Genomic DNA, 17,460 nt, shown 5'->3' with positions numbered 1-17,460 from the left:
TTGCGTCAGAGCGGCACACCGTACAGATCGTGTTCGTCCGCGTCCTCGATAGCGACCGGCACGATGTCGCCGACCGCAAGGTGGGCGGCGTCGCGAAGGAAGACGTGGCCGTCGATCTCCGGCGCATCCGCTTGGCTGCGGCCGGTCGCACCTTCTTCGCCGACTTCGTCGATGATCACCGGCAGCGTGCGGCCGATCTTCGCGGCGAGCTTGGCGGCGCTGATCGCGGCGGTCTTCGCCATGATGCGCTGGTAGCGTTCCTCCTTCACTTCTTCCGGTACGTGGTCGGGCAGGAGGTTCGCTGCCGCACCTTCGACCGGTTCGAAGCGGAACGCACCGACGCGGTCGAGCTGCGCTTCGTCGAGCCAGTCGAGGAGGTATTCGAAGTCCGCCTCGGTCTCGCCGGGGAAGCCGACGACGAAGGTCGAGCGGATCGCGATATCGGGACAGATGTCGCGCCACTGATGGATGCGTTGCAGCACCTTGGCATCGTTGCCGGGGCGCTTCATCCGCTTGAGCACCGACGGCGCGGCGTGCTGGAAGGGGATGTCGAGGTAGGGCAGCACCAGCCCCTCGGCCATCAGCGGGATGACCTGATCGACGTGGGGATAGGGATAGACGTAGTGGAGGCGGACCCAGGGTGCGATCTTGCCGAGTTCGCGGGCGAGATCGGTCATGTGCGGCACGACCTCCTGCCCCTTCCACATCCGCGGTTCCTTGCGGATATCGATGCCGTAGGCCGACGTGTCCTGGCTGATGACGAGCAGTTCGCGGGTGCCGGCGGCGACCAGCTTTTCCGCCTCGCGCAGGATCGCGTCGGGGCGGCGGCTGACGAGATCGCCGCGCAGGCTGGGGATGATGCAGAAGGAGCAGCGGTGGTTGCAGCCCTCCGAAATCTTGAGATAGCTGTAATGGCGCGGCGTCAGCTTCAGGCCGGCATCGGGGATCAGGTCGATGTAGGGCGACAAGTTGGCGGGCGCGGCTTCGTGCACCGCCTCGACGACCTGTTCGTATTGGTGCGCGCCGGTGACGGCGAGCACCTGCGGGAAGCGAGCGCGGATGACGTCTGCCTCCTTGCCCATGCAGCCCGTCACGATGACGCGGCCGTTTTCGGCGATCGCCTCGCCGATGGCCTCGAGACTCTCCTCCTTGGCGGAGTCGAGGAAGCCGCAGGTGTTGACCAGCACGACGTCGGCGCCGGCGTAATTGGCCGACATCTGATAGCCGTCGGCGCGCAGCTGGGTAAGGATGCGTTCGCTGTCGACCAGGTTCTTGGGACAGCCGAGCGAAACCATGCCGACGCGCGGCGGGGAGGGAAGACGAGTTGCCATGAGAACGGCTCACATAGTCGTTTTCGCATGGTTTCGCCAGATGGTCCGGCTAGAGCGCGGACAAGGAGTAAGCGTGCATGCTGGCGATTGGTTTGATGTCCGGGACTTCGCTCGACGGGATCGATGCGGCACTGATCGAGACGGATGGCGAGGGGCAGGTGCGTGCCGTCGTGTTCCGGGGGGAGCCCTATTCCGATGCGGCGCGGGCGCAGCTGGCGGCGGCGACCGCGCTGGCGCTGACGTTCGATCGGCCACGGGTGAGCCCTGATCTGGTCGCGGCGGGGGAGTTGATCGACCGGACGCATGCCTTTGCGGTGCACAAGCTGCTGCGCGAGGCCGGGGTCGAAGCGTCGGCTATCGACGTCATCGGCTACCATGGGCAGACCGTTGCGCATCGGCCGGATCGGGGCTGGACGTGGCAGATCGGCGATGGCGCGGTGCTGGCGCGGGCGACCGGTGTGACGGTGGTGAGCGACTTCCGCAGCGCCGACGTGGCGGCGGGCGGGCAGGGCGCGCCGTTGCTGCCGGTCTACCATGCCGCGCTGGCGGCGGGGCTGGAACTGCCGGTGGCGGTGCTCAACCTAGGCGGGGTGGGCAACATCACCTTCGTCGGGGCGGACGGTACGCTGGTCGCGTTCGATACCGGGCCGGCGAATGGATTGATCGATAGCTGGGTCGAAGCGGAGACGGGGGCGCGGTTCGATGCGGGCGGCGCTCTGGCGGCGGCTGGCCGCGTCGACGAAGCGGTGTTGACGGGGATGCTCGACCATTCGTTCTTCGAACTGGCACCCCCCAAGAGCCTCGACCGCAACGATTTCACCATCCAGCCGGCCCGAGGACTGGCGGCGGCGGACGGGGCGGCGACGTTGACGGCCTTCACCGCGGCGAGCGTCAATGAGGCGATCGACCGGTTGCCGGCAAGGCCGCGGCGGCTGATCGTCGCGGGCGGTGGGCGGCACAATCCGACAATGCTGCGGATGATCGCCGAGCGGACCGGGCTGGTGCCGGAGCCGAGCGATGCGCTGGGCTGGAACGGCGATGCGATGGAGGCGGAGGGCTTCGCGTATATGGCGGTGCGGACGTTGAAGGGGCTGCCGATCAGTTTCCCGGGGACGACCGGTGTGCGCGACCCGATCATGGGCGGGGTGGTGAGCCGGGTTTGATACTCTGACCATCCATCTTTCCCGTCATCCCGGTGAACGCCGGGACCCATGGTTGGAAGCGGCTGACGATGTCAGCGCTACCTAAGTTCCGCGTCCATGGGTCCCGGCGTTCGCCGGGATGACGGGAGGGGTGGCGCGAAGTCAGCGCGGGCGTACGCTGACCGGAATGGGACACCCGTTGATTTCGCGCACCACGGTATAAATCGGCTTGGCGGGCGGCATGTCTCCGAGCTTGCGGGCGCCGGGGGGCGTCACGTCGCCGACGCGCCGGCTGGCGACGCGCGGGCAGCGTTCGCCCGTCTTGCCGATAACCGGCGTGTTCGTTTTCGGAATGGGATTGGGGCCCGGCGTGGCTAGGGCGGTGGTCGGCAGCAGGATGGCGAACAGGGGCAGGCAGCGCATCGCCTTTCTCCCGTATCCAAGTCTATCGTTTCCGCGTCAGTTCCCGCATCGCGTCGTCGAGGCCGGCGAGGGTCAGCGGGTACATGCGGTCGGTCATCAATTCGCGCAGGATGCGGATCGACTGGCTGTAGCCCCATTGGCCGTCCGGCACCGGGTTGAGCCATACCGCGGCAGGATAGGTGGTGGTCAGCCGCTGCATCCACACCGCGCCCGATTCCTCGTTGTGATGCTCGACCGAGCCGCCGGGATGGGTGATTTCATATGGGCTCATCGACGCATCGCCGACGAACACCAGTTTGTTATCGTGGCCGAATTTGCGGAGCACGTCCCACAGCGGCGTGCGCTCGGCGAAGCGGCGGCTATTGTCCTTCCACACCCCCTCATATGGGCAATTGTGGAAGTAGAAGAATTCGAGGTTCTTGAACTCGGCGGTCGCGGCGCTGAACAGCTCCTCGCAGAGCTTCACCCACGGGTCCATCGAGCCGCCGACGTCGAGGAAGAGGAGTAATTTTACCGCGTTGCGGCGTTCCGGTCGCATGCGCACGTCTAGCCAGCCCTGGCGCGCGGTGCCGTCGATCGTGCCATGGATGTCGAGTTCGTCCGCCGCGCCTTCGCGCGCGAAGCGGCGCAGGCGGCGGAGCGCGACCTTGATGTTGCGGGTGCCGAGTTCGCGGGTCGAATCGAGATTCCTGAATTCGCGCTGGTCCCACACCTTCAACGCGCGGCCGTGCTTGCCCTCTCCGCCGATGCGGACGCCTTCGGGGTTGTAGCCACCGTTGCCGAACGGGCTGGTGCCGCCGGTGCCGATCCATTTGTTGCCGCCCTGATGCCGGGACCGCTGTTCCTCCAGCCGCTGCTTCAGCGTCTCCATGATCTCGTCCCACGAGCCGAGCGACTTGATGCGCTCCATCTCGTCCGGCGTCAGGAATTTCCCGGCGACCGCCTTCAGCCAGTCGGCGGGAATATCCTCCGCCTGCGTGCCGTAGGTAGTGGTGATGCCGCGAAACACCTTGGCGAAGACCTGATCGAAACGATCGAGCAGCCCCTCGTCCTTCACGTATGTGGCGCGGGCGAGATAATAGAAGGCTTCGGGGGTGCGATCGATCACCCCGGCGTCGAGCGCCTCCAGCAGGACGAGATGTTCCTTCAGGCTGGCCGGAATCCCGGCGGTGCGAAGCTCGTCGAGGAAGTTGAGGAACATGCCGGCATCTTACGCGCGCGGTGCGACGTGTCTACCGGCCCGCCGTCGGAACATAGGCGTCGATCAGGGCGCCGACATAGTCGGGGTTGCGACTGGTGAGTTGGGGCGAGGGGCGCCCGCCGTAGATGAAGCCCTTGACCGGATAGATGCTGCCGCCGAGCCCGTCGGCATCGCGAAACCAGACCTTTACCTCGCTCCAGTCGTTGTCGTCGGAGACGTCGTAGAGCGTCACGTCCTGTTCGGCATGGCCCCGCTCGCCGTTCTGGCGCGACCAGTTGGCGTGGGTCAGCATCAACACCCGCTTTTCCACGACGCGGCTGACGACAGCGACATGGCCAAGCGGCAGCCGACCTGTCTTGGCGAAGACGATGACGGAGCCGGTCTGGGGCGTGTGGCCGCGGTCGTATTTGCCGTTCGCCTGATCCCACCACGTCCACGCGTCACCATAGATCTGGATGCCGGATGCGGCGCGCGCGAAGGGGACGCATTGCCCGACGTAATCGAGCAGACCTGCCGATGCGGCAGGACCGGCGGCAAGCAGCATTGCCGCCAATGTTGCAGCGGCCGCGATGCCGCGTCTGGGAAGAAAGCCCCGCATAGCGTGGGTTTAGGGCCGGCAGGATGACTGTCAGGTTGGCGATTGTGGTTAAACAGACGTGAAACCGGCAATTATTTGCCGGTCGTTGCGGGGGCGGAATGAGAGTCCAGGCTGCCAGCATATTCCGTCATCCCGGCGAACGCCGGGATGACGGATATCGCGAGGATGACGGATTTCGCGGGATGACGGATATGTATTCAGAACCGGCCGTGGATCGGGAGCCTCAGCGCCCCTGGCGTTTCGCCATGAAGGCCAGCCGTTCGAACAGCATGATGTCCTGTTCGTTCTTCAGTAGCGCGCCGTGGAGGGGCGGAATCGCCTTGGTGGGATCGCGGTTCTGGAGGACGTCGAGTGGCATGTCCTCGTGCAGGAGCAGCTTCAGCCAGTCGAGCAGCTCGCTGGTGCTGGGTTTCTTCTTGAGGCCGGGAACGTCGCGAACGTCGTAGAAGATGTCCATCGCCTTGCTGACCAAGATCTTCTGGATGCCGGGGAAGTGGACATCGATGATCGCCTGCATCGTCTCGCGGTCTGGAAACCTGATGTAGTGAAAGAAGCAGCGACGCAGGAAGGCGTCGGGCAGCTCCTTTTCATTGTTGCTGGTGATGACGACGATCGGGCGTTCGACCGCGCGCACGGTCTCCTTCGTCTCATAGACGTGGAACTCCATGCGATCGAGTTCCTGCAACAGGTCGTTGGGGAATTCGATATCGGCCTTGTCGATCTCGTCGATCAGCAGGACCGGCGGGGTCGGGCGGGTGAACGCCTCCCACAATTTACCCCTGCGGATATAGTTGGCGATATCGTGCACGCGTTCATCGCCGAGCTGGCCATCGCGCAGGCGCGCGACGGCATCATATTCGTAGAGGCCCTGCTGCGCCTTGGTGGTGGATTTGACGTTCCATTCGATCAGCTCGGCACCGGTCGCCTTGGCGATCTCATACGCCAGCACGGTCTTGCCGGTGCCGGGTTCGCCCTTCACCAGCAGGGGGCGGCGGAGCGTGACCGCCGCGTTGACCGCGACCTTCAGGTCGTCGGTGGCGACATAGCTTTGCGTGCCTTCGAAGCGCTTCATGGCCGTTCCCGAAATTGAATGTCGGGTACGTCGTGGCGGATTGCCTTCGCCGGTGCAAGGTCAGCCTTCGCGGGCGCTCGCGCGTGCTTCGAGCAGCGCCCAGATCGCGCGGTGCTGCGCCAGCAACTGCTGCGCGCCGAAGCTGACCGCGCGTTCGGTCGCGGGTGTGCCGCCGAGCATGGCGACGCTGGCAGCGGTTTCCGCCTGGGGCGGGAAGGTCGCGGGAACCGGCTCCACGCCGAAGCGCATCGCGGCACGGTCGAGCAGCAGGCGGATCGTCGTCCAATCCTGCACCAGCGCGGCGACGGCACCCGTCGCGCAGCCGCGGCGTTCGGATTTGGCGAGCATTTCGAGTGCGTGACGGCTGGTGATGAGCGCCGCTTCGGTTTCGGCCTGACCGGGGGTGGAGGGCAGCGGGCCTGCGGCGGCGGCGAGCTGGGCGATATAGGCGCGTTCGCCTACGAATGCCTCGGCAACGGCATCGAGCCAGTCGCAGGCGTCGGGCTGGACGCACGACGTGCGCGCTTCGCCGGCGAGACCGGGATGGTCGCCGTGGACGGCGCACAGCGCATGCACCGCGTCGGACAGGTCGCGGGCAGGGGCGGCCGGCGAGATGAGATAGGCGAGGTGGGGGTGGGTGACGCTGCCGTCGGCCTCGCCCAGCTGGGCCACCATGTCCCATGCGCTAGCGTGCCAGCCCGTCTGTGCCGTGTCCAACATGATACCCCGGAGTTGTTCGAAGCCGCCCGCCCATCCGATGCGACCGGCCTCTTGTCCGCCCGCTACCTATACCGAACCGCGTAAAGACAGGGTGAATACGACGGTAACCCTGTCTCAATGCACCTTTACGTCGCCGGAACGTGGCCTAAGAACGGCGGCACGTTTTTCGGAGAAGGTACATGCGGGGATGGATCGTGGCTTTGGCACTCGCGTCGGCGGGGAGCATGGCGATGAGCGCTGAGGTGGTGGCGCAAACGGCGACCGACGCGAGGGCGGGTGATCTGACGCTGGCACGCGTGTTTGGCAGCCCCGACCTGTCGGGATCGCAGCCGCGCGGGGTGCGGCTGTCGCCGGACGGAACGCTGCTGACGTTCCTGCGCCCGCGCGCCGACGAGAAGGAGCGCACCGACCTGTGGGCGCGCGATACGCGGACGGGCGCGGAGCGGATGCTGGTCGACAGCAAGAAGGTCGGCACCGGCGCAGAACTGACCGAGGCGGAAAAGATGCAGCGCGAGCGGGCGCGGATCGGCGGGTCGAAGGGCATCGTGGCATACGACTTCGCGCCGGACGGGCGGTCGATCCTGGTGCCGCTGGACGGCGACCTGTATCTCGCGACGCTGGATGGCAAGGTGCGGCGGCTGACGGCGACGGCGGGCGGCGAGCTCAATCCGGTGGTGTCGCCCAAAGGCGGCTACGTCAGTTTCGTACGTGACCAGAACCTGTTCGCGCAGCCGCTCGCCGGCGGTGATGCGCGCGCGGTGACGCAGGGCGGCGGCGGCACGGTCCACTTCGGCGAGGCGGAATTCGTCGCGCAGGAGGAAATGGATCGTCGCACCGGCTATTGGTGGTCGCCGGACGAGCGCTTCATCGCGGTCGAGAAGTTCGACGAGGCACCGGTGCATGTCTTCACCCGCGCGTCGATCGGGGCGGCGGGGACCAAGACGTACGAGCAGCGCTATCCCGCCGCAGGGACGCCGAACGTGCTGGTCGAGCTGTACGTGATGCGGCCGGACGGATCGGGGCAGGTGAAGGTCGATCTCGGCGCCAACCCCGACATCTATCTGGCGCGGGTCGACTGGACGCCCGATGGCAAGACTTTGCTGGTGCAGCGCCAGAGCCGCGACCAGAAGACGCTCGACATGCTCCGCGTCGACCCTGAGACGGGCAAGGCGAGCGTGCTGTTCACCGAGAAGGCGGGCGCGAAGAGCTGGCTGAACCTCAGCGACGATTACAAGCCGATGAAGGACGGCAGCCTGATCTGGCGGTCCGAGCGCGATGGTTTCGGGCATCTGTATCGCTGGACGCCGGGCGGCAAGTGGACGCAGCTGACCAAGGGGCCGTGGGTGGTCACGGGGCTGACCGGCGTCGATGAGGGCGCCAAAGGATCGGGTGGGGGACGGCTGTACTTCACCGGCACCAAGGACGACGTGCTGGAGCAGCATCTGTATTCCGTCGATATCGCGCGACCGAACGTCGTGTCGCGGCTGACCGAGCTCGGCTGGACCAACGGCGCGAGCATGGACAAGGCGGCGAGCCGCTTCATCGTATCGCGGTCGAACCCGACCCAGCCGGCGCAGGTCTATATGGCGGACGTCACCGGCAAGCGGATCGCGTGGATCAACGAGAATGCGGTGGTCGCGGGCCATCCATACTTCCCGTTCCTCCAAAGCCATCAGGCGACAAAGTTCGGCACGATCAAGGCCAAGGACGGCACGACGCTGTACTGGGAAATGATCACCCCGCCGCTCGTCACAGGCAAGAAGTATCCGGTGTTCTTCGAACATTACGGCGGCCCCGGCACCGGCCAGCAGGTGACGCGTGGCTGGCAGGGGGCGCTGCCGCAGTTCCTGGTCGATCAGGGCTGGGTCTATTTCAAGATCGACAACCGCGGCTCATACAACCGCGGCAAGGCGTTCGAGGACCAGATCTATCACGCGATGGGGACGGTCGAGGTCGAGGACCAGCTGGCGGGGGCGAATTACCTGAAGTCGCTGCCGTTCGTCGACGGCGGCAAGATCGCGACCTATGGCTGGTCGTACGGCGGGTACATGTCGCTGAAGATGCTGGAGAAGACGCCCGGCGTATATGCCGCGGCGGTATCCGGTGCGCCGGTAACCGACTGGCAGCTGTACGATACGCATTATACCGAGCGCTATCTGGGTGATCCGGCGAAGGACCCGAAGAGCTATGCCTCGTCGGAGGCGGTCGAGGATGCGATGAACATCAAGGACCCGCTGCTGCTGATCCACGGCATGGCGGACGACAACGTCTTCCTCGACAATTCGACCAAGGTCGCCGCGAAGATGCAGGGCGCGGGAACGCCGTTCGAGATGATGTTCTACCCCGGCTATACCCATCGCGTGGCGGGGCCGGGGGTGAGCCAGCACCTGTGGGGGACGATCCTGGAGTTCCTCGATCGCAACGTAAAGAACAAGCCGGCGCAGTGAGCGTGGCGTGGCCGCGGCCCCGCCCGCCAAGCGGGGCTATCCGCGCAACAAACGAGAAGCTGTTGGACGCGCTGACGCAACGCCGTTAGGGGCGCGGGCATTCGAGTGGAGGGTTTCATGGGTTATCGGGTGGTGGTCGCGGGCGCGACGGGCAATGTCGGGCGCGAGATGGTCAACATCCTCGCCGAGCGCGAATTCCCGGCGGACGAGATCGCGGTGCTGGCGTCGAGCCGCAGCCAGGGCGAGACGATCGAATACGGCGACACCGGCAAGATGCTCAAGGTGCAGAACATCGAGCATTTCGACCCAGCCGGCTGGGACATGGCGCTGTTCGCGATCGGCAGCGACGCAACCAAGGTCTATGCACCGAAGTTCGCCGCGGCGGGCTGCACGGTGATCGACAATTCGTCGCTGTACCGGATGGACCCGGACGTGCCGCTGATCGTGCCGGAGGTGAATGCCGCGGCGATCGACGGCTACAAGGCCAAGAACATCATCGCCAACCCGAATTGCTCGACCGCGCAGATGGTCGTCGCACTGAAGCCGCTGCACGATTTCGCCAGGATCACGCGCGTCGTCGTATCGACTTACCAGTCGGTATCGGGCGCGGGCAAGGTCGGCATGGACGAGCTGTTCGAGCAGAGCCGCAACATCTTCGTCGGCGACCCGGCCGAGGCGAAGAAGTTCACCAAGCAGATCGCGTTCAACGTGATCCCGCACATCGACAGCTTCCTGGACGACGGGTCGACCAAGGAAGAGTGGAAGATGGTGGTCGAGACCAAGAAGATCCTCGATCCCAAGATCAAGGTCACCGCGACCTGTGTCCGCGTGCCGGTTTTCGTCGGCCATTCGGAATCGATCAACGTCGAATTCGCGGACGAGATTTCGGCCGAGGACGCCAAGCGTATCCTGCGCGAGGCGCCCGGCATCATGCTGATCGATAAGCATGAGGATGGCGGTTACATCACGCCGATCGAGGCGGCGGGCGACGATGCGACCTACATCAGCCGCGTTCGCGAGGACCCGACGGTTGAGAACGGCCTCAACCTGTGGTGCGTCAGCGACAATCTCCGCAAGGGCGCGGCGCTGAATGCGGTGCAGATCGCCGAGCTGCTCGGCCGGCGGCATCTGAAGAAGGACGGCTGAGCGCCTGATAGCGGGGTGACGGCATCTGTCCTACGGGACAGGTGCCGATCCGCACACGCTTGCCTGCCGATCAATGGCCGATGTAGCGCCCGGGGCGGTGCCAAGCGATGAGGATCAGGCTGATGGCGGCTGCGCTCAATGCCGACCAGCCGAGCTGCGGGCCGCTGATGACGGGGATGGAGATCGCGAGGATCACGATGTCGATCGCGATCTGGGTACGGCCCGCGTTCCAGCCGCGGGTGTTCTGAAGCCATAATGTGATCACCCCGGTGCCGCCGACCCCGGCCTGATGGCGGGCGAGGACCAGGATGCCGAGGCCGATCACCGTGCCGCCGACCAGCGCGGCGAAGGCGGGGTGGACGTCGACCACGTTGATCGACAGTCGCGACACCGCGGAGAACAACGCGATGCCGCAGTTGACCAGCAGCGACTTCACCGCGAACTTGGCGCCCATCGCTTTGTGAGCGAAGGCGAAGAACGGGATGTTGATGAGCGTGAACAGCACGCCGGCGGGGATGGGAAGCCGATAGGATAGCAGCAGCGCAATGCCGGCGACCCCGCCGGTGACGAGGCCCGCCGCCTTCAGGAACATCAGCCCGATGACGAGCAGGATGCAGCCGATCGCGAGGGCATAGGCGTCTTCGGCGACGCTGTGCGGGCGGCCGAGCGGCAGGGAATCTTCGCGGGGTTGCATCGGACCTCATGCGTGATGGGTCAGGCACTCTCCCCTGTCGTCGCTCTAGCCGGCGACGTTCGCGTCATGTCGTCGCTCTAGCCGGCGACGTTCGCGTCATACAGCAGTCGCACGCGAACGAAAGGCTCGCGTGCGCGGGGCGTCAGATGCGGCGGTGCTTCCCGCCATAGCGATGTCCGACGTAATCGCCGATCCTCGCCATCTCGCGTGCCGCCGCCTGCGTCGCTTCGGCGCAACAGGGAAGCGGGTCGCGTTCTGCCTGTGCGGCGCGCATCGCGACGCGATCGGTCAACTCCTCGATATCCGCGCGGCTCAGGACGTTCTTTTCACGCAGCAGGCATAGCAGACTCTGCAGGATCACGAGACTTTCGTCACCGGTATGGGATTGCAGACCATTGTCCATCATCGCTCTCCTTATATATTTGAAGGGAGAGTATGCTCTTTGGGCGGGTGTGAACAGACCAAAACGGTCCAGGGTCCTTTAGCCCGGATATGCGAAAGGATATGCCGGTATGCGAGTGGCGACGGGTGGATGCCAGTGCGGTACGGTCCGGTATTCCGTACGGTTGATGGATGACGAGGCGTATCTGTGCCATTGCCGGATGTGCCAGCGTGCGACCGGCGGAGTGTCGATCGCGTTCACGCTGGTCGAGGTGGCGGCGGTCACATGGACGACGCGGGAGCCGGAACGTTATCGATCGTCGCCGTTCGCACAGCGGGGGTTCTGCGCACGCTGTGGTACGCCGATGACCTACGAATCGGATGGCCACGACATGATGGATCTTACCGTCGGCAGCTTCGACGATCCCTCGGCGTTCCGACCGGTCGCACATAGCGGGGTGGAGAGCTGGCACCCGCAATGGCTGGACACGCGCGGCCTTCCGACCCAACGAACGGATCAGAACGAACGCATCGCCAACAGATGGATCGAGACCCTTGGCCGACTCCCCGACTGACCCGCAGTATTTCGCCAGCTTCGACGGCACCCGCATCGCCTGGCGCGAGCTGGGCGAGGGGCGTCCGGTGGTGCTGATCCACGGCTATTTCTCGACCGCCGAGGTGAACTGGATAAAATACGGCCATGCCGCGAAGGTTGCCGCACGTGGATTCCGGGTGATCATGCCCGATCTGCGCGGTCATGGCCTCAGCGACCGGCCGCACGATCCATCGGCTTATCCGCCCGATGCGCTGATGCGCGACGGCATGGCGTTGATCGCGCATCTGGGGCTGAGCGACTATGATCTGGGCGGCTATTCGCTCGGCGGGCGGACGACGATGCGGATGCTGGTCAACGGCGCGACGCCGCGACGGGCGGTGCTGTCGGGGATGGGGCTGGCCGGTATCCTGCAAACCTCCGGGCGCGGCGACTATTTCCGCAATATCCTGACCAACCTCGGCAGTTTCGAGCGCGGCACCAACGAATGGATGACCGAGGCTTTCCTGAAGACGACGGGCGGCGATCCGGTGGCGTTGCTCAATGTGCTGGAGACGTTCGTCGATACGCCACTGGCGGCGGTCGAGGCGATCGAGGTGCCGGTGGCGGTGATCACCGGGTCGGAAGACGACGATAACGGGTCGGGCGCGGCGCTGGCCGATGCGATCCCGCAAGCGGTATTCCGCGAGGTGCCGGGCGGCCATATGAGTGCGGTGGCGAAGCCGGAGCTGGGACAGGCGATCGCGGACTTCCTGGCGGCTTGACCGATATGGGGTGAGGCGCGCATCGTGGCGGCAACACGATGTTTGTCAGGGGTTCCGTTCCATGCGTCTCGTTTCCACCGCCGCGCTCGCCGTGGCGCTGTTCGCCGCGCCCGTTGCCGCGCAGACCGCTTCGCCCGCCGCCAAGCCTACCGCTGCCGAGGCCGACGCCTATGTCGCCGCGGTCGAGAAGGAGGCGGCGGATATGTCGATCCCCGCCAATCAGACCGCCTGGGTCAATGCGACCTATATCACCGACGACACCGACGCACTCGCCGCCAAGTCGGGCGCCGAATTGACCGAGAAGGCGGTGCAATGGGCGAAGGGCGCGGCGCGCTTCAACGGCCTTGCCGGCGTGTCGGGCGATACCCGGCGCAAGCTGGATATCCTGAAGAACGGCGTCGGCCTGCCCGCGCCGACGACGCCGGGTGCGGCGACCGAACTGGCGACGCTGACCACCCGCATGTCGTCGAGCTACGGCAAGGGCAAGGGTACGCTCGACGGCAAGCCGATCAACGGATCGGACATCGAGGCGGCGATGGGCGAGACGCGCGATCCGGCCAAGTTGCAGGAGATGTGGGTTAGCTGGAACGACAATGTCGGCGCGCCGATGCGTAAGGACTATACGCGGATGACCGCGATCTCGAATGCCGGTGCGAAGGAGCTGGGCTTCGGCGATGTCGGCGCGATGTGGCGGTCGGGCTACGACATGACACCGCAGCAGTTCGAGTCGCTGACCGACCAGATCTGGAAGGAGGTCGAGCCGCTGTACCTGTCGCTGCACACCTATGTGCGGTGGAAGCTGAACGAAAAGTACGGCGATGCTGTGCAGGCGAAGACCGGGCCGATCCGCAGCGACCTGCTCGGCAACATGTGGGCGCAGGAATGGGGCAACATCTACGACATCGTCGCGCCGAAGGGGGCGGGGGATGTCGGCTACGACACGGGCGAGTTGCTGAAGGCCAAGGGCTACGATCCGCTCAAGATGGTGAAGCAGGGCGAGGCCTTCTATTCGTCGCTCGGCTTCGCGCCGTTGCCGGAGACGTTCTGGCAGCGCTCGCAGATCACCAAGCCGGCGGATCGCGAGGTGATCTGTCACGCATCGGCGTGGGACATCGACAATGCGGACGATATCCGCATCAAGATGTGCACCAAGGTGAACGGCGACGACTTCGTCACGATCCACCACGAGCTGGGCCACAATTACTACCAGCGTGCGTACAAGGACCAGCCGTTCCTCTACAAGAACGGTGCGAACGACGGCTTCCACGAGGCGATCGGCGATACCGTCGCGCTGTCGATCACGCCGGATTATCTGGTGAAGATCGGGCTGCTGAACCAGGCGCAGGTGCCGGCTGCGGACAAGGACATCGGGCTGCTGCTGCGGCAGGCAATGGACAAGGTCGCGTTCCTGCCGTTTGGGCTGCTGGTCGACAAATGGCGTTGGGACGTCTTTTCGGGCAAGATTGCGACGGGCGATTACCAGAAGGGCTGGGATGCGCTGCGGCTGCAATATCAGGGGATCAAGCCGCCGGTCGCGCGCGACGAGAGCAAGTTCGATGCGGGCGCGAAATACCATATCCCGGCGACGGTGCCGTACACGCGCTATTTCCTGGCGCGAGTGTTGCAGTTCCAGTTCTACAAGGCGGCGTGCGATCAGTCGGGCTGGAAGGGGCCGCTGCATCGCTGTTCGTTCTTCGGCAACAAGGCGGTCGGCGACAAGCTGAACGCAATGCTGGCGATGGGGCAGTCGAAGCCTTGGCCGGATGCGTTGCAGGTGATGACCGGATCGCGGCAGATGTCGGGCAAGGCGCTGGTCGAGTATTTCGCGCCGTTGAAGACGTGGCTGGATCAGCAGAACAAGGGCAAGGCGACCGGGTGGTGAGGGCTTGAGTTCGTTTGGTCTTGAGGGTGGCGAATTGGCGATACGTCGAGGTTAGGTGTGGTCGTTGCCATATCGCCCGGCATTCACCCACCCCCACCCCTCCCTGTCAGGGAGGGGAGTGGATTTGACGCTGCCGACCTGGAAGTCCGTCGGGGCCAGACAATAGCTAACCCTTTTAGCTCCCCCCCTCTTAGGGAGGGGCTGGGGGTGGGTGGCGTGCTCGCGATACGTCATGGCTTGGCATTGCCGGTGCCGTATCGGCAGGCCGCAACCCATCCCCTGTGCCCTCTCTTCCACGGAAGGGAGCTATTCCCTCAAATCTTGTCGGGAATCGTGTTCTCATCCGCGATGCCGGCCTGGAACGACTTGGACGCATCCTTGCCGTCGGGCGTATGCGCTTTCTTACCACCCTCCTTCGGAGTGCTGCTGCGCAGGGTGAGCAGCGCTGCTGCTGCGGCGGCTCCTACAGCGGCGACCCCTGCACCGACCGCAGCGATACCCCATTTGCTGGTGCCGGTATTCTTGTCCGCCTTTTTCGGGCCGGGCTTCTTCGCACCGGTGCGCGGTGCTGCCCGTTTGGTGGAGCGGGGCTTTACCGCCTTGGCGGCGGAGGCGACGGCCCCCTCGGCCTTGGTGACCGCCGCCCTGGCGCGGCGGGTCGTCTTGGTGGCGGCATCGGCAACCGCCGTCTCGACCTTTTCCACCGTCGATGGCTCGGCCTTGGCGCGGGGCGCGCGTGGCTTCGCGGTGCTCGCCTTGGCAGGCGTGCTCCGCGTCGCGCTGGTCTTGCGCGGTGCGCGACGACGGGGCGTAGCGGCGGGCGTATCGGTCTTCGGCGTGTCGGTATCGTCGGCCACGGGCGTAAACTCCCTGATTGGTTCGGGAGCGTAACGCATTAGACCCGGTTGGTTTCCGGTGCCGCCGGATTCCTTAGCGGAACGGCGGTTCGTCGAATGCGCGCAGCTTGCGGCTGTGCAGCTTTTCACCCTCCAGCCGGAGCTGTTCGCAGGTTTCGATGCCGATCCGCATATGTTCGCTGATGGCGCGTTCGTAGAAGCGGTTGGCCTGCCCCGGCAGCTTCAGCTCGCCGTGGAGCGGCTTGTCGGAAACGCAGAGCAAGGTGCCGTAGGGAACGCGGAAGCGATAGCCCTGTGCCGCGATCGTCGCCGATTCCATGTCGATGCCGACGGCGCGCGACAGCGAAAAGCGCAATGCGGAGGCGGAATAGCGGAGTTCCCAATTGCGGTCGTCGGTGGTGACGATCGTGCCGGTGCGCAGGCGACGCTTCAGTTCCTCACCCGACTGGCCGCTGACGATTTCCGACGCGCGGGCGAGCGCCTGCTGGATTTCGGCGATCGCGGGCACGGGGATTTCGGGCGGTAGGACGTCGTCGAGGACATGGTCGTCGCGGAGATAGGCGTGCGCGAGGACATAGTCGCCGATGCGCTGCGACGGGCGCAGGCCGCCGCAATGGCCGATCATCAGCCACGCCTCCGGCCGCATGACGGCGAGGTGGTCGCAGATCGTCTTTGCGTTCGACGGGCCGACACCGATGTTGACGAGGGTGATACCGGTGCGGTCGTCCGCCATCAGGTGATAGGCGGGCATCTGGTGCCGGCGCCACGCGCTGTCGTTGACCAGCTTGTCGACGTCGCCGGGGTTGTCGATGACGATGTTGCCGGCGCCGGACAGCGCGGTGAAGCGGCTTTCCGGACCAAGCTGCGAGGCGCCCCAGCGTACGAACTCGTCGACATAGCGGTGATAGTTGGTGAACAGCACGAAGCGCTGCGTATGCTCCGACGGCGTACCCATATAATGACGCAGGCGGGCGAGGCTGAAATCGGTGCGCAGGGCGTCGAACAGCGCGAGCGGGCGGGTGCCGCCCTCTGCGATCCACAGGCCATCGGCGATCTCGTCACCGATATGCGCCAGTTCGGTAGCGGGAAAGTGGCGGGCGAGTTCGGTTGCCGACACCGTGTCGAGGCTGAGCGCATGGCCGGGATCGAGCACGTAGGGAAAGGGGATTTCCTGCCGTCCCTCGATCGCCTCGACCTCGACATCGTAATCCTCGATCAGCAGCGTGAGCTGTTCGGTGAGGTAATCGGCGAACAGCGCCGGCTTGGTGACGCTGATCGTGTACTCGCCGGGCGAGACGAGGCGGCCGAACGAGCGCAGCGGTGCGGGCCGGTCGCCGACGCTGGCGTAGCGCAGGCGGATGACGGGATAGGCGAACGAGCCGTCGACGCGGCTTTGCGGCGAAGGCGGCGTGCCATGGGTGAGATAGGCGTTGAGCGCGGCCTGAAGGCGGTCGACCGAGGCACGGTAGAGGCGGTCGAGGTCCGCGACGATCTGGGATGCGGTTGTCATTGCGGATGGTTACGCAATGGCTGTGACGGAGGCAAGACGGGGGTGTCAGTGTTCCTGCGAACGCAGGAACCCAGAGCCAGACCCGCAAACGGCTGTCGTCTAAACCCTGGGCTCCTGCGTCCGCAGGAGCACTGGTGCCTTACAGCTCGCCGAGCAGGTATTCGGCGCTGCTGACCTTGAATTCACCGGGTTCCTCGACGTGGAGCTGCTTCACGACGCCGTTCTCGACCAGCATCGTGTAGCGCTGGCTGCGCTTGCCCATGCCGAACTTGCTGCCGTCCATCGTCAGGCCGAGCGCTTCGGCGAAGTCGCCGTTGCCGTCCGCCAGCATGGTGATGCCGTCGGCATCGGCCGACTTGGCCCAGGCGCCCATCACGAAGGCGTCGTTGACCGAGGTGCAGGCAATCTCGTCGACGCCCTTCGCCTTCAGCTCCGCATGCTTCTCGACGAAGCCGGGCAGGTGCTTGGCGGAGCAGGTCGGCGTGAACGCGCCGGGGACGGCGAACAGCGCGACGGTGCGGCCGGCGAAGTAATCGGTGGTGCCGACCTGATCGGGGCCGTCGGCCGTGACCTTGACGAGGGTGGCGCTGGGCAGGGTGTCGCCGACGGTGATCGTCATCGTTTGGGTTCTCCGGAATGGGGTGCAGGAACGCCGGACGGCGGTGCGCGCCACACGTCGGACGAAGCGCGACTGATTTCAAGCATGGCGCGGGCCACGGACATGCTTATGTTCGTAAGC

At 65.4% G+C, this 17,460-nt stretch carries 17 protein-coding genes; 6 read left to right on the top strand and 11 right to left on the bottom strand.

Annotation, left to right across the window (positions count from 1 at the left end):
• Positions 1-5: 5 nt before the first annotated feature.
• Entirely contained in the window at positions 6-1,331 is a 1,326-nt protein-coding gene (gene rimO, locus NF699_04525; GenBank protein USU05958.1) for a 30S ribosomal protein S12 methylthiotransferase RimO, read from the bottom strand.
• A gap of 77 nt (positions 1,332-1,408) precedes the next feature.
• Between rimO and NF699_04520 the strand changes: the two genes are divergently transcribed.
• Positions 1,409-2,494: an anhydro-N-acetylmuramic acid kinase gene (locus NF699_04520; GenBank protein USU05957.1), complete on the top strand. Its 1,086-nt coding sequence runs from the start codon at positions 1,409-1,411 to the stop codon at positions 2,492-2,494.
• A gap of 141 nt (positions 2,495-2,635) precedes the next feature.
• On the opposite strand, the gene NF699_04515 is transcribed toward NF699_04520, so the two are convergent.
• From NF699_04515 to NF699_04495, 5 genes are all read right to left on the bottom strand, one after another.
• Positions 2,636-2,896, bottom strand: coding sequence for a hypothetical protein (locus NF699_04515; GenBank protein USU05956.1), 261 nt, complete (start codon positions 2,894-2,896; stop codon positions 2,636-2,638).
• Positions 2,897-2,918: 22 nt separating this feature from the next.
• Positions 2,919-4,097 carry a VWA domain-containing protein gene (locus NF699_04510; GenBank protein USU05955.1) on the bottom strand — a complete coding sequence of 393 codons (1,179 nt, stop codon included), beginning with the start codon at positions 4,095-4,097 and terminating at the stop codon, positions 2,919-2,921.
• Between the two features lie 31 nt (positions 4,098-4,128).
• A complete protein-coding gene (locus NF699_04505) occupies positions 4,129-4,695 on the bottom strand; it encodes a CHAP domain-containing protein (protein USU05954.1) in 567 nt (188 codons plus the stop codon).
• A gap of 223 nt (positions 4,696-4,918) precedes the next feature.
• Positions 4,919-5,767 carry a MoxR family ATPase gene (locus tag NF699_04500; protein ID USU05953.1) on the bottom strand — a complete coding sequence of 283 codons (849 nt, stop codon included), beginning with the start codon at positions 5,765-5,767 and terminating at the stop codon, positions 4,919-4,921.
• A 60-nt stretch (positions 5,768-5,827) separates the two neighbouring features.
• A complete protein-coding gene (locus NF699_04495; protein USU05952.1) occupies positions 5,828-6,442 on the bottom strand; it encodes a hypothetical protein in 615 nt (204 codons plus the stop codon).
• Between the two features lie 269 nt (positions 6,443-6,711).
• Between NF699_04495 and NF699_04490 the strand changes: the two genes are divergently transcribed.
• Positions 6,712-8,934 carry a DPP IV N-terminal domain-containing protein gene (locus NF699_04490; protein USU06993.1) on the top strand — a complete coding sequence of 741 codons (2,223 nt, stop codon included), beginning with the start codon at positions 6,712-6,714 and terminating at the stop codon, positions 8,932-8,934.
• Positions 8,935-9,051: 117 nt separating this feature from the next.
• Positions 9,052-10,080 (top strand): aspartate-semialdehyde dehydrogenase, encoded by a 1,029-nt coding sequence (locus NF699_04485; protein USU05951.1) that lies wholly within the window; start codon positions 9,052-9,054, stop codon positions 10,078-10,080.
• 70 nt (positions 10,081-10,150) lie between these two features.
• Here NF699_04485 and NF699_04480 read toward each other — a convergent pair whose 3' ends face one another.
• A complete protein-coding gene (locus tag NF699_04480; GenBank protein USU05950.1) occupies positions 10,151-10,774 on the bottom strand; it encodes a YitT family protein in 624 nt (207 codons plus the stop codon).
• A gap of 142 nt (positions 10,775-10,916) precedes the next feature.
• The gene (locus tag NF699_04475) at positions 10,917-11,180 is read right to left on the bottom strand and encodes a hypothetical protein (GenBank protein ID USU05949.1); all 264 of its coding nucleotides are present in this window, start codon (positions 11,178-11,180) and stop codon (positions 10,917-10,919) included.
• Between the two features lie 163 nt (positions 11,181-11,343).
• Here NF699_04475 and NF699_04470 point away from each other — a divergent pair, with 163 nt between their 5' ends.
• The 3 genes from NF699_04470 to NF699_04460 all read left to right on the top strand — a co-directional run bounded on the left by NF699_04470 (position 11,344) and on the right by NF699_04460 (position 14,354).
• The gene (locus NF699_04470) at positions 11,344-11,730 is read left to right on the top strand and encodes a GFA family protein (GenBank protein ID USU05948.1); all 387 of its coding nucleotides are present in this window, start codon (positions 11,344-11,346) and stop codon (positions 11,728-11,730) included.
• Positions 11,711-12,472 carry an alpha/beta hydrolase gene (locus NF699_04465; GenBank protein USU05947.1) on the top strand — a complete coding sequence of 254 codons (762 nt, stop codon included), beginning with the start codon at positions 11,711-11,713 and terminating at the stop codon, positions 12,470-12,472. The genes NF699_04470 and NF699_04465 overlap by 20 nt, the downstream gene beginning before the upstream one ends.
• A 61-nt stretch (positions 12,473-12,533) precedes the next feature.
• The gene (locus NF699_04460; protein USU05946.1) at positions 12,534-14,354 is read left to right on the top strand and encodes a M2 family metallopeptidase; all 1,821 of its coding nucleotides are present in this window, start codon (positions 12,534-12,536) and stop codon (positions 14,352-14,354) included.
• A 314-nt stretch (positions 14,355-14,668) separates the two neighbouring features.
• Here the strand turns inward: NF699_04460 and NF699_04455 are convergent, their stop codons facing one another.
• The 3 genes from NF699_04455 to NF699_04445 all read right to left on the bottom strand — a co-directional run bounded on the left by NF699_04455 (position 14,669) and on the right by NF699_04445 (position 17,340).
• A complete protein-coding gene (locus tag NF699_04455; protein ID USU05945.1) occupies positions 14,669-15,211 on the bottom strand; it encodes a hypothetical protein in 543 nt (180 codons plus the stop codon).
• Positions 15,212-15,284: 73 nt separating this feature from the next.
• The gene (locus NF699_04450) at positions 15,285-16,721 is read right to left on the bottom strand and encodes an AMP nucleosidase (GenBank protein ID USU05944.1); all 1,437 of its coding nucleotides are present in this window, start codon (positions 16,719-16,721) and stop codon (positions 15,285-15,287) included.
• Positions 16,722-16,860: 139 nt separating this feature from the next.
• On the bottom strand, positions 16,861-17,340 hold the full coding sequence (locus tag NF699_04445) for a peroxiredoxin (GenBank protein USU05943.1): 480 nt from the start codon (positions 17,338-17,340) through the stop codon (positions 16,861-16,863).
• Positions 17,341-17,460 lie beyond the last annotated feature (120 nt).

The organism is Sphingomonadaceae bacterium OTU29LAMAA1 (assembly GCA_024072375.1).
Taxonomy (GTDB): Bacteria; Pseudomonadota; Alphaproteobacteria; order Sphingomonadales; family Sphingomonadaceae; genus Sphingomonas.
Note: the sequence above shows the minus strand (reverse complement) of the source record. Positions and strands in the feature narration are given on the sequence as shown.

Coding starts and splice junctions, on each gene's coding strand:
- NF699_04505 (USU05954.1), bottom strand. CDS start 4,695: ATGCGGGGCTTTCTTCCCAGACGCGGCATCGCGGCCGCTGCAACATTG.
- NF699_04445 (USU05943.1), bottom strand. CDS start 17,340: ATGACGATCACCGTCGGCGACACCCTGCCCAGCGCCACCCTCGTCAAG.
- NF699_04495 (USU05952.1), bottom strand. CDS start 6,442: ATGGTGGCCCAGCTGGGCGAGGCCGACGGCAGCGTCACCCACCCCCAC.
- rimO (USU05958.1), bottom strand. CDS start 1,331: ATGGCAACTCGTCTTCCCTCCCCGCCGCGCGTCGGCATGGTTTCGCTC.
- NF699_04485 (USU05951.1), top strand. CDS start 9,052: ATGGGTTATCGGGTGGTGGTCGCGGGCGCGACGGGCAATGTCGGGCGC.
- NF699_04515 (USU05956.1), bottom strand. CDS start 2,896: ATGCGCTGCCTGCCCCTGTTCGCCATCCTGCTGCCGACCACCGCCCTA.
- NF699_04460 (USU05946.1), top strand. CDS start 12,534: ATGCGTCTCGTTTCCACCGCCGCGCTCGCCGTGGCGCTGTTCGCCGCG.
- NF699_04470 (USU05948.1), top strand. CDS start 11,344: ATGGATGACGAGGCGTATCTGTGCCATTGCCGGATGTGCCAGCGTGCG.
- NF699_04520 (USU05957.1), top strand. CDS start 1,409: ATGCTGGCGATTGGTTTGATGTCCGGGACTTCGCTCGACGGGATCGAT.
- NF699_04450 (USU05944.1), bottom strand. CDS start 16,721: ATGACAACCGCATCCCAGATCGTCGCGGACCTCGACCGCCTCTACCGT.
- NF699_04510 (USU05955.1), bottom strand. CDS start 4,097: ATGTTCCTCAACTTCCTCGACGAGCTTCGCACCGCCGGGATTCCGGCC.
- NF699_04475 (USU05949.1), bottom strand. CDS start 11,180: ATGATGGACAATGGTCTGCAATCCCATACCGGTGACGAAAGTCTCGTG.
- NF699_04490 (USU06993.1), top strand. CDS start 6,712: ATGGCGATGAGCGCTGAGGTGGTGGCGCAAACGGCGACCGACGCGAGG.
- NF699_04480 (USU05950.1), bottom strand. CDS start 10,774: ATGCAACCCCGCGAAGATTCCCTGCCGCTCGGCCGCCCGCACAGCGTC.
- NF699_04500 (USU05953.1), bottom strand. CDS start 5,767: ATGAAGCGCTTCGAAGGCACGCAAAGCTATGTCGCCACCGACGACCTG.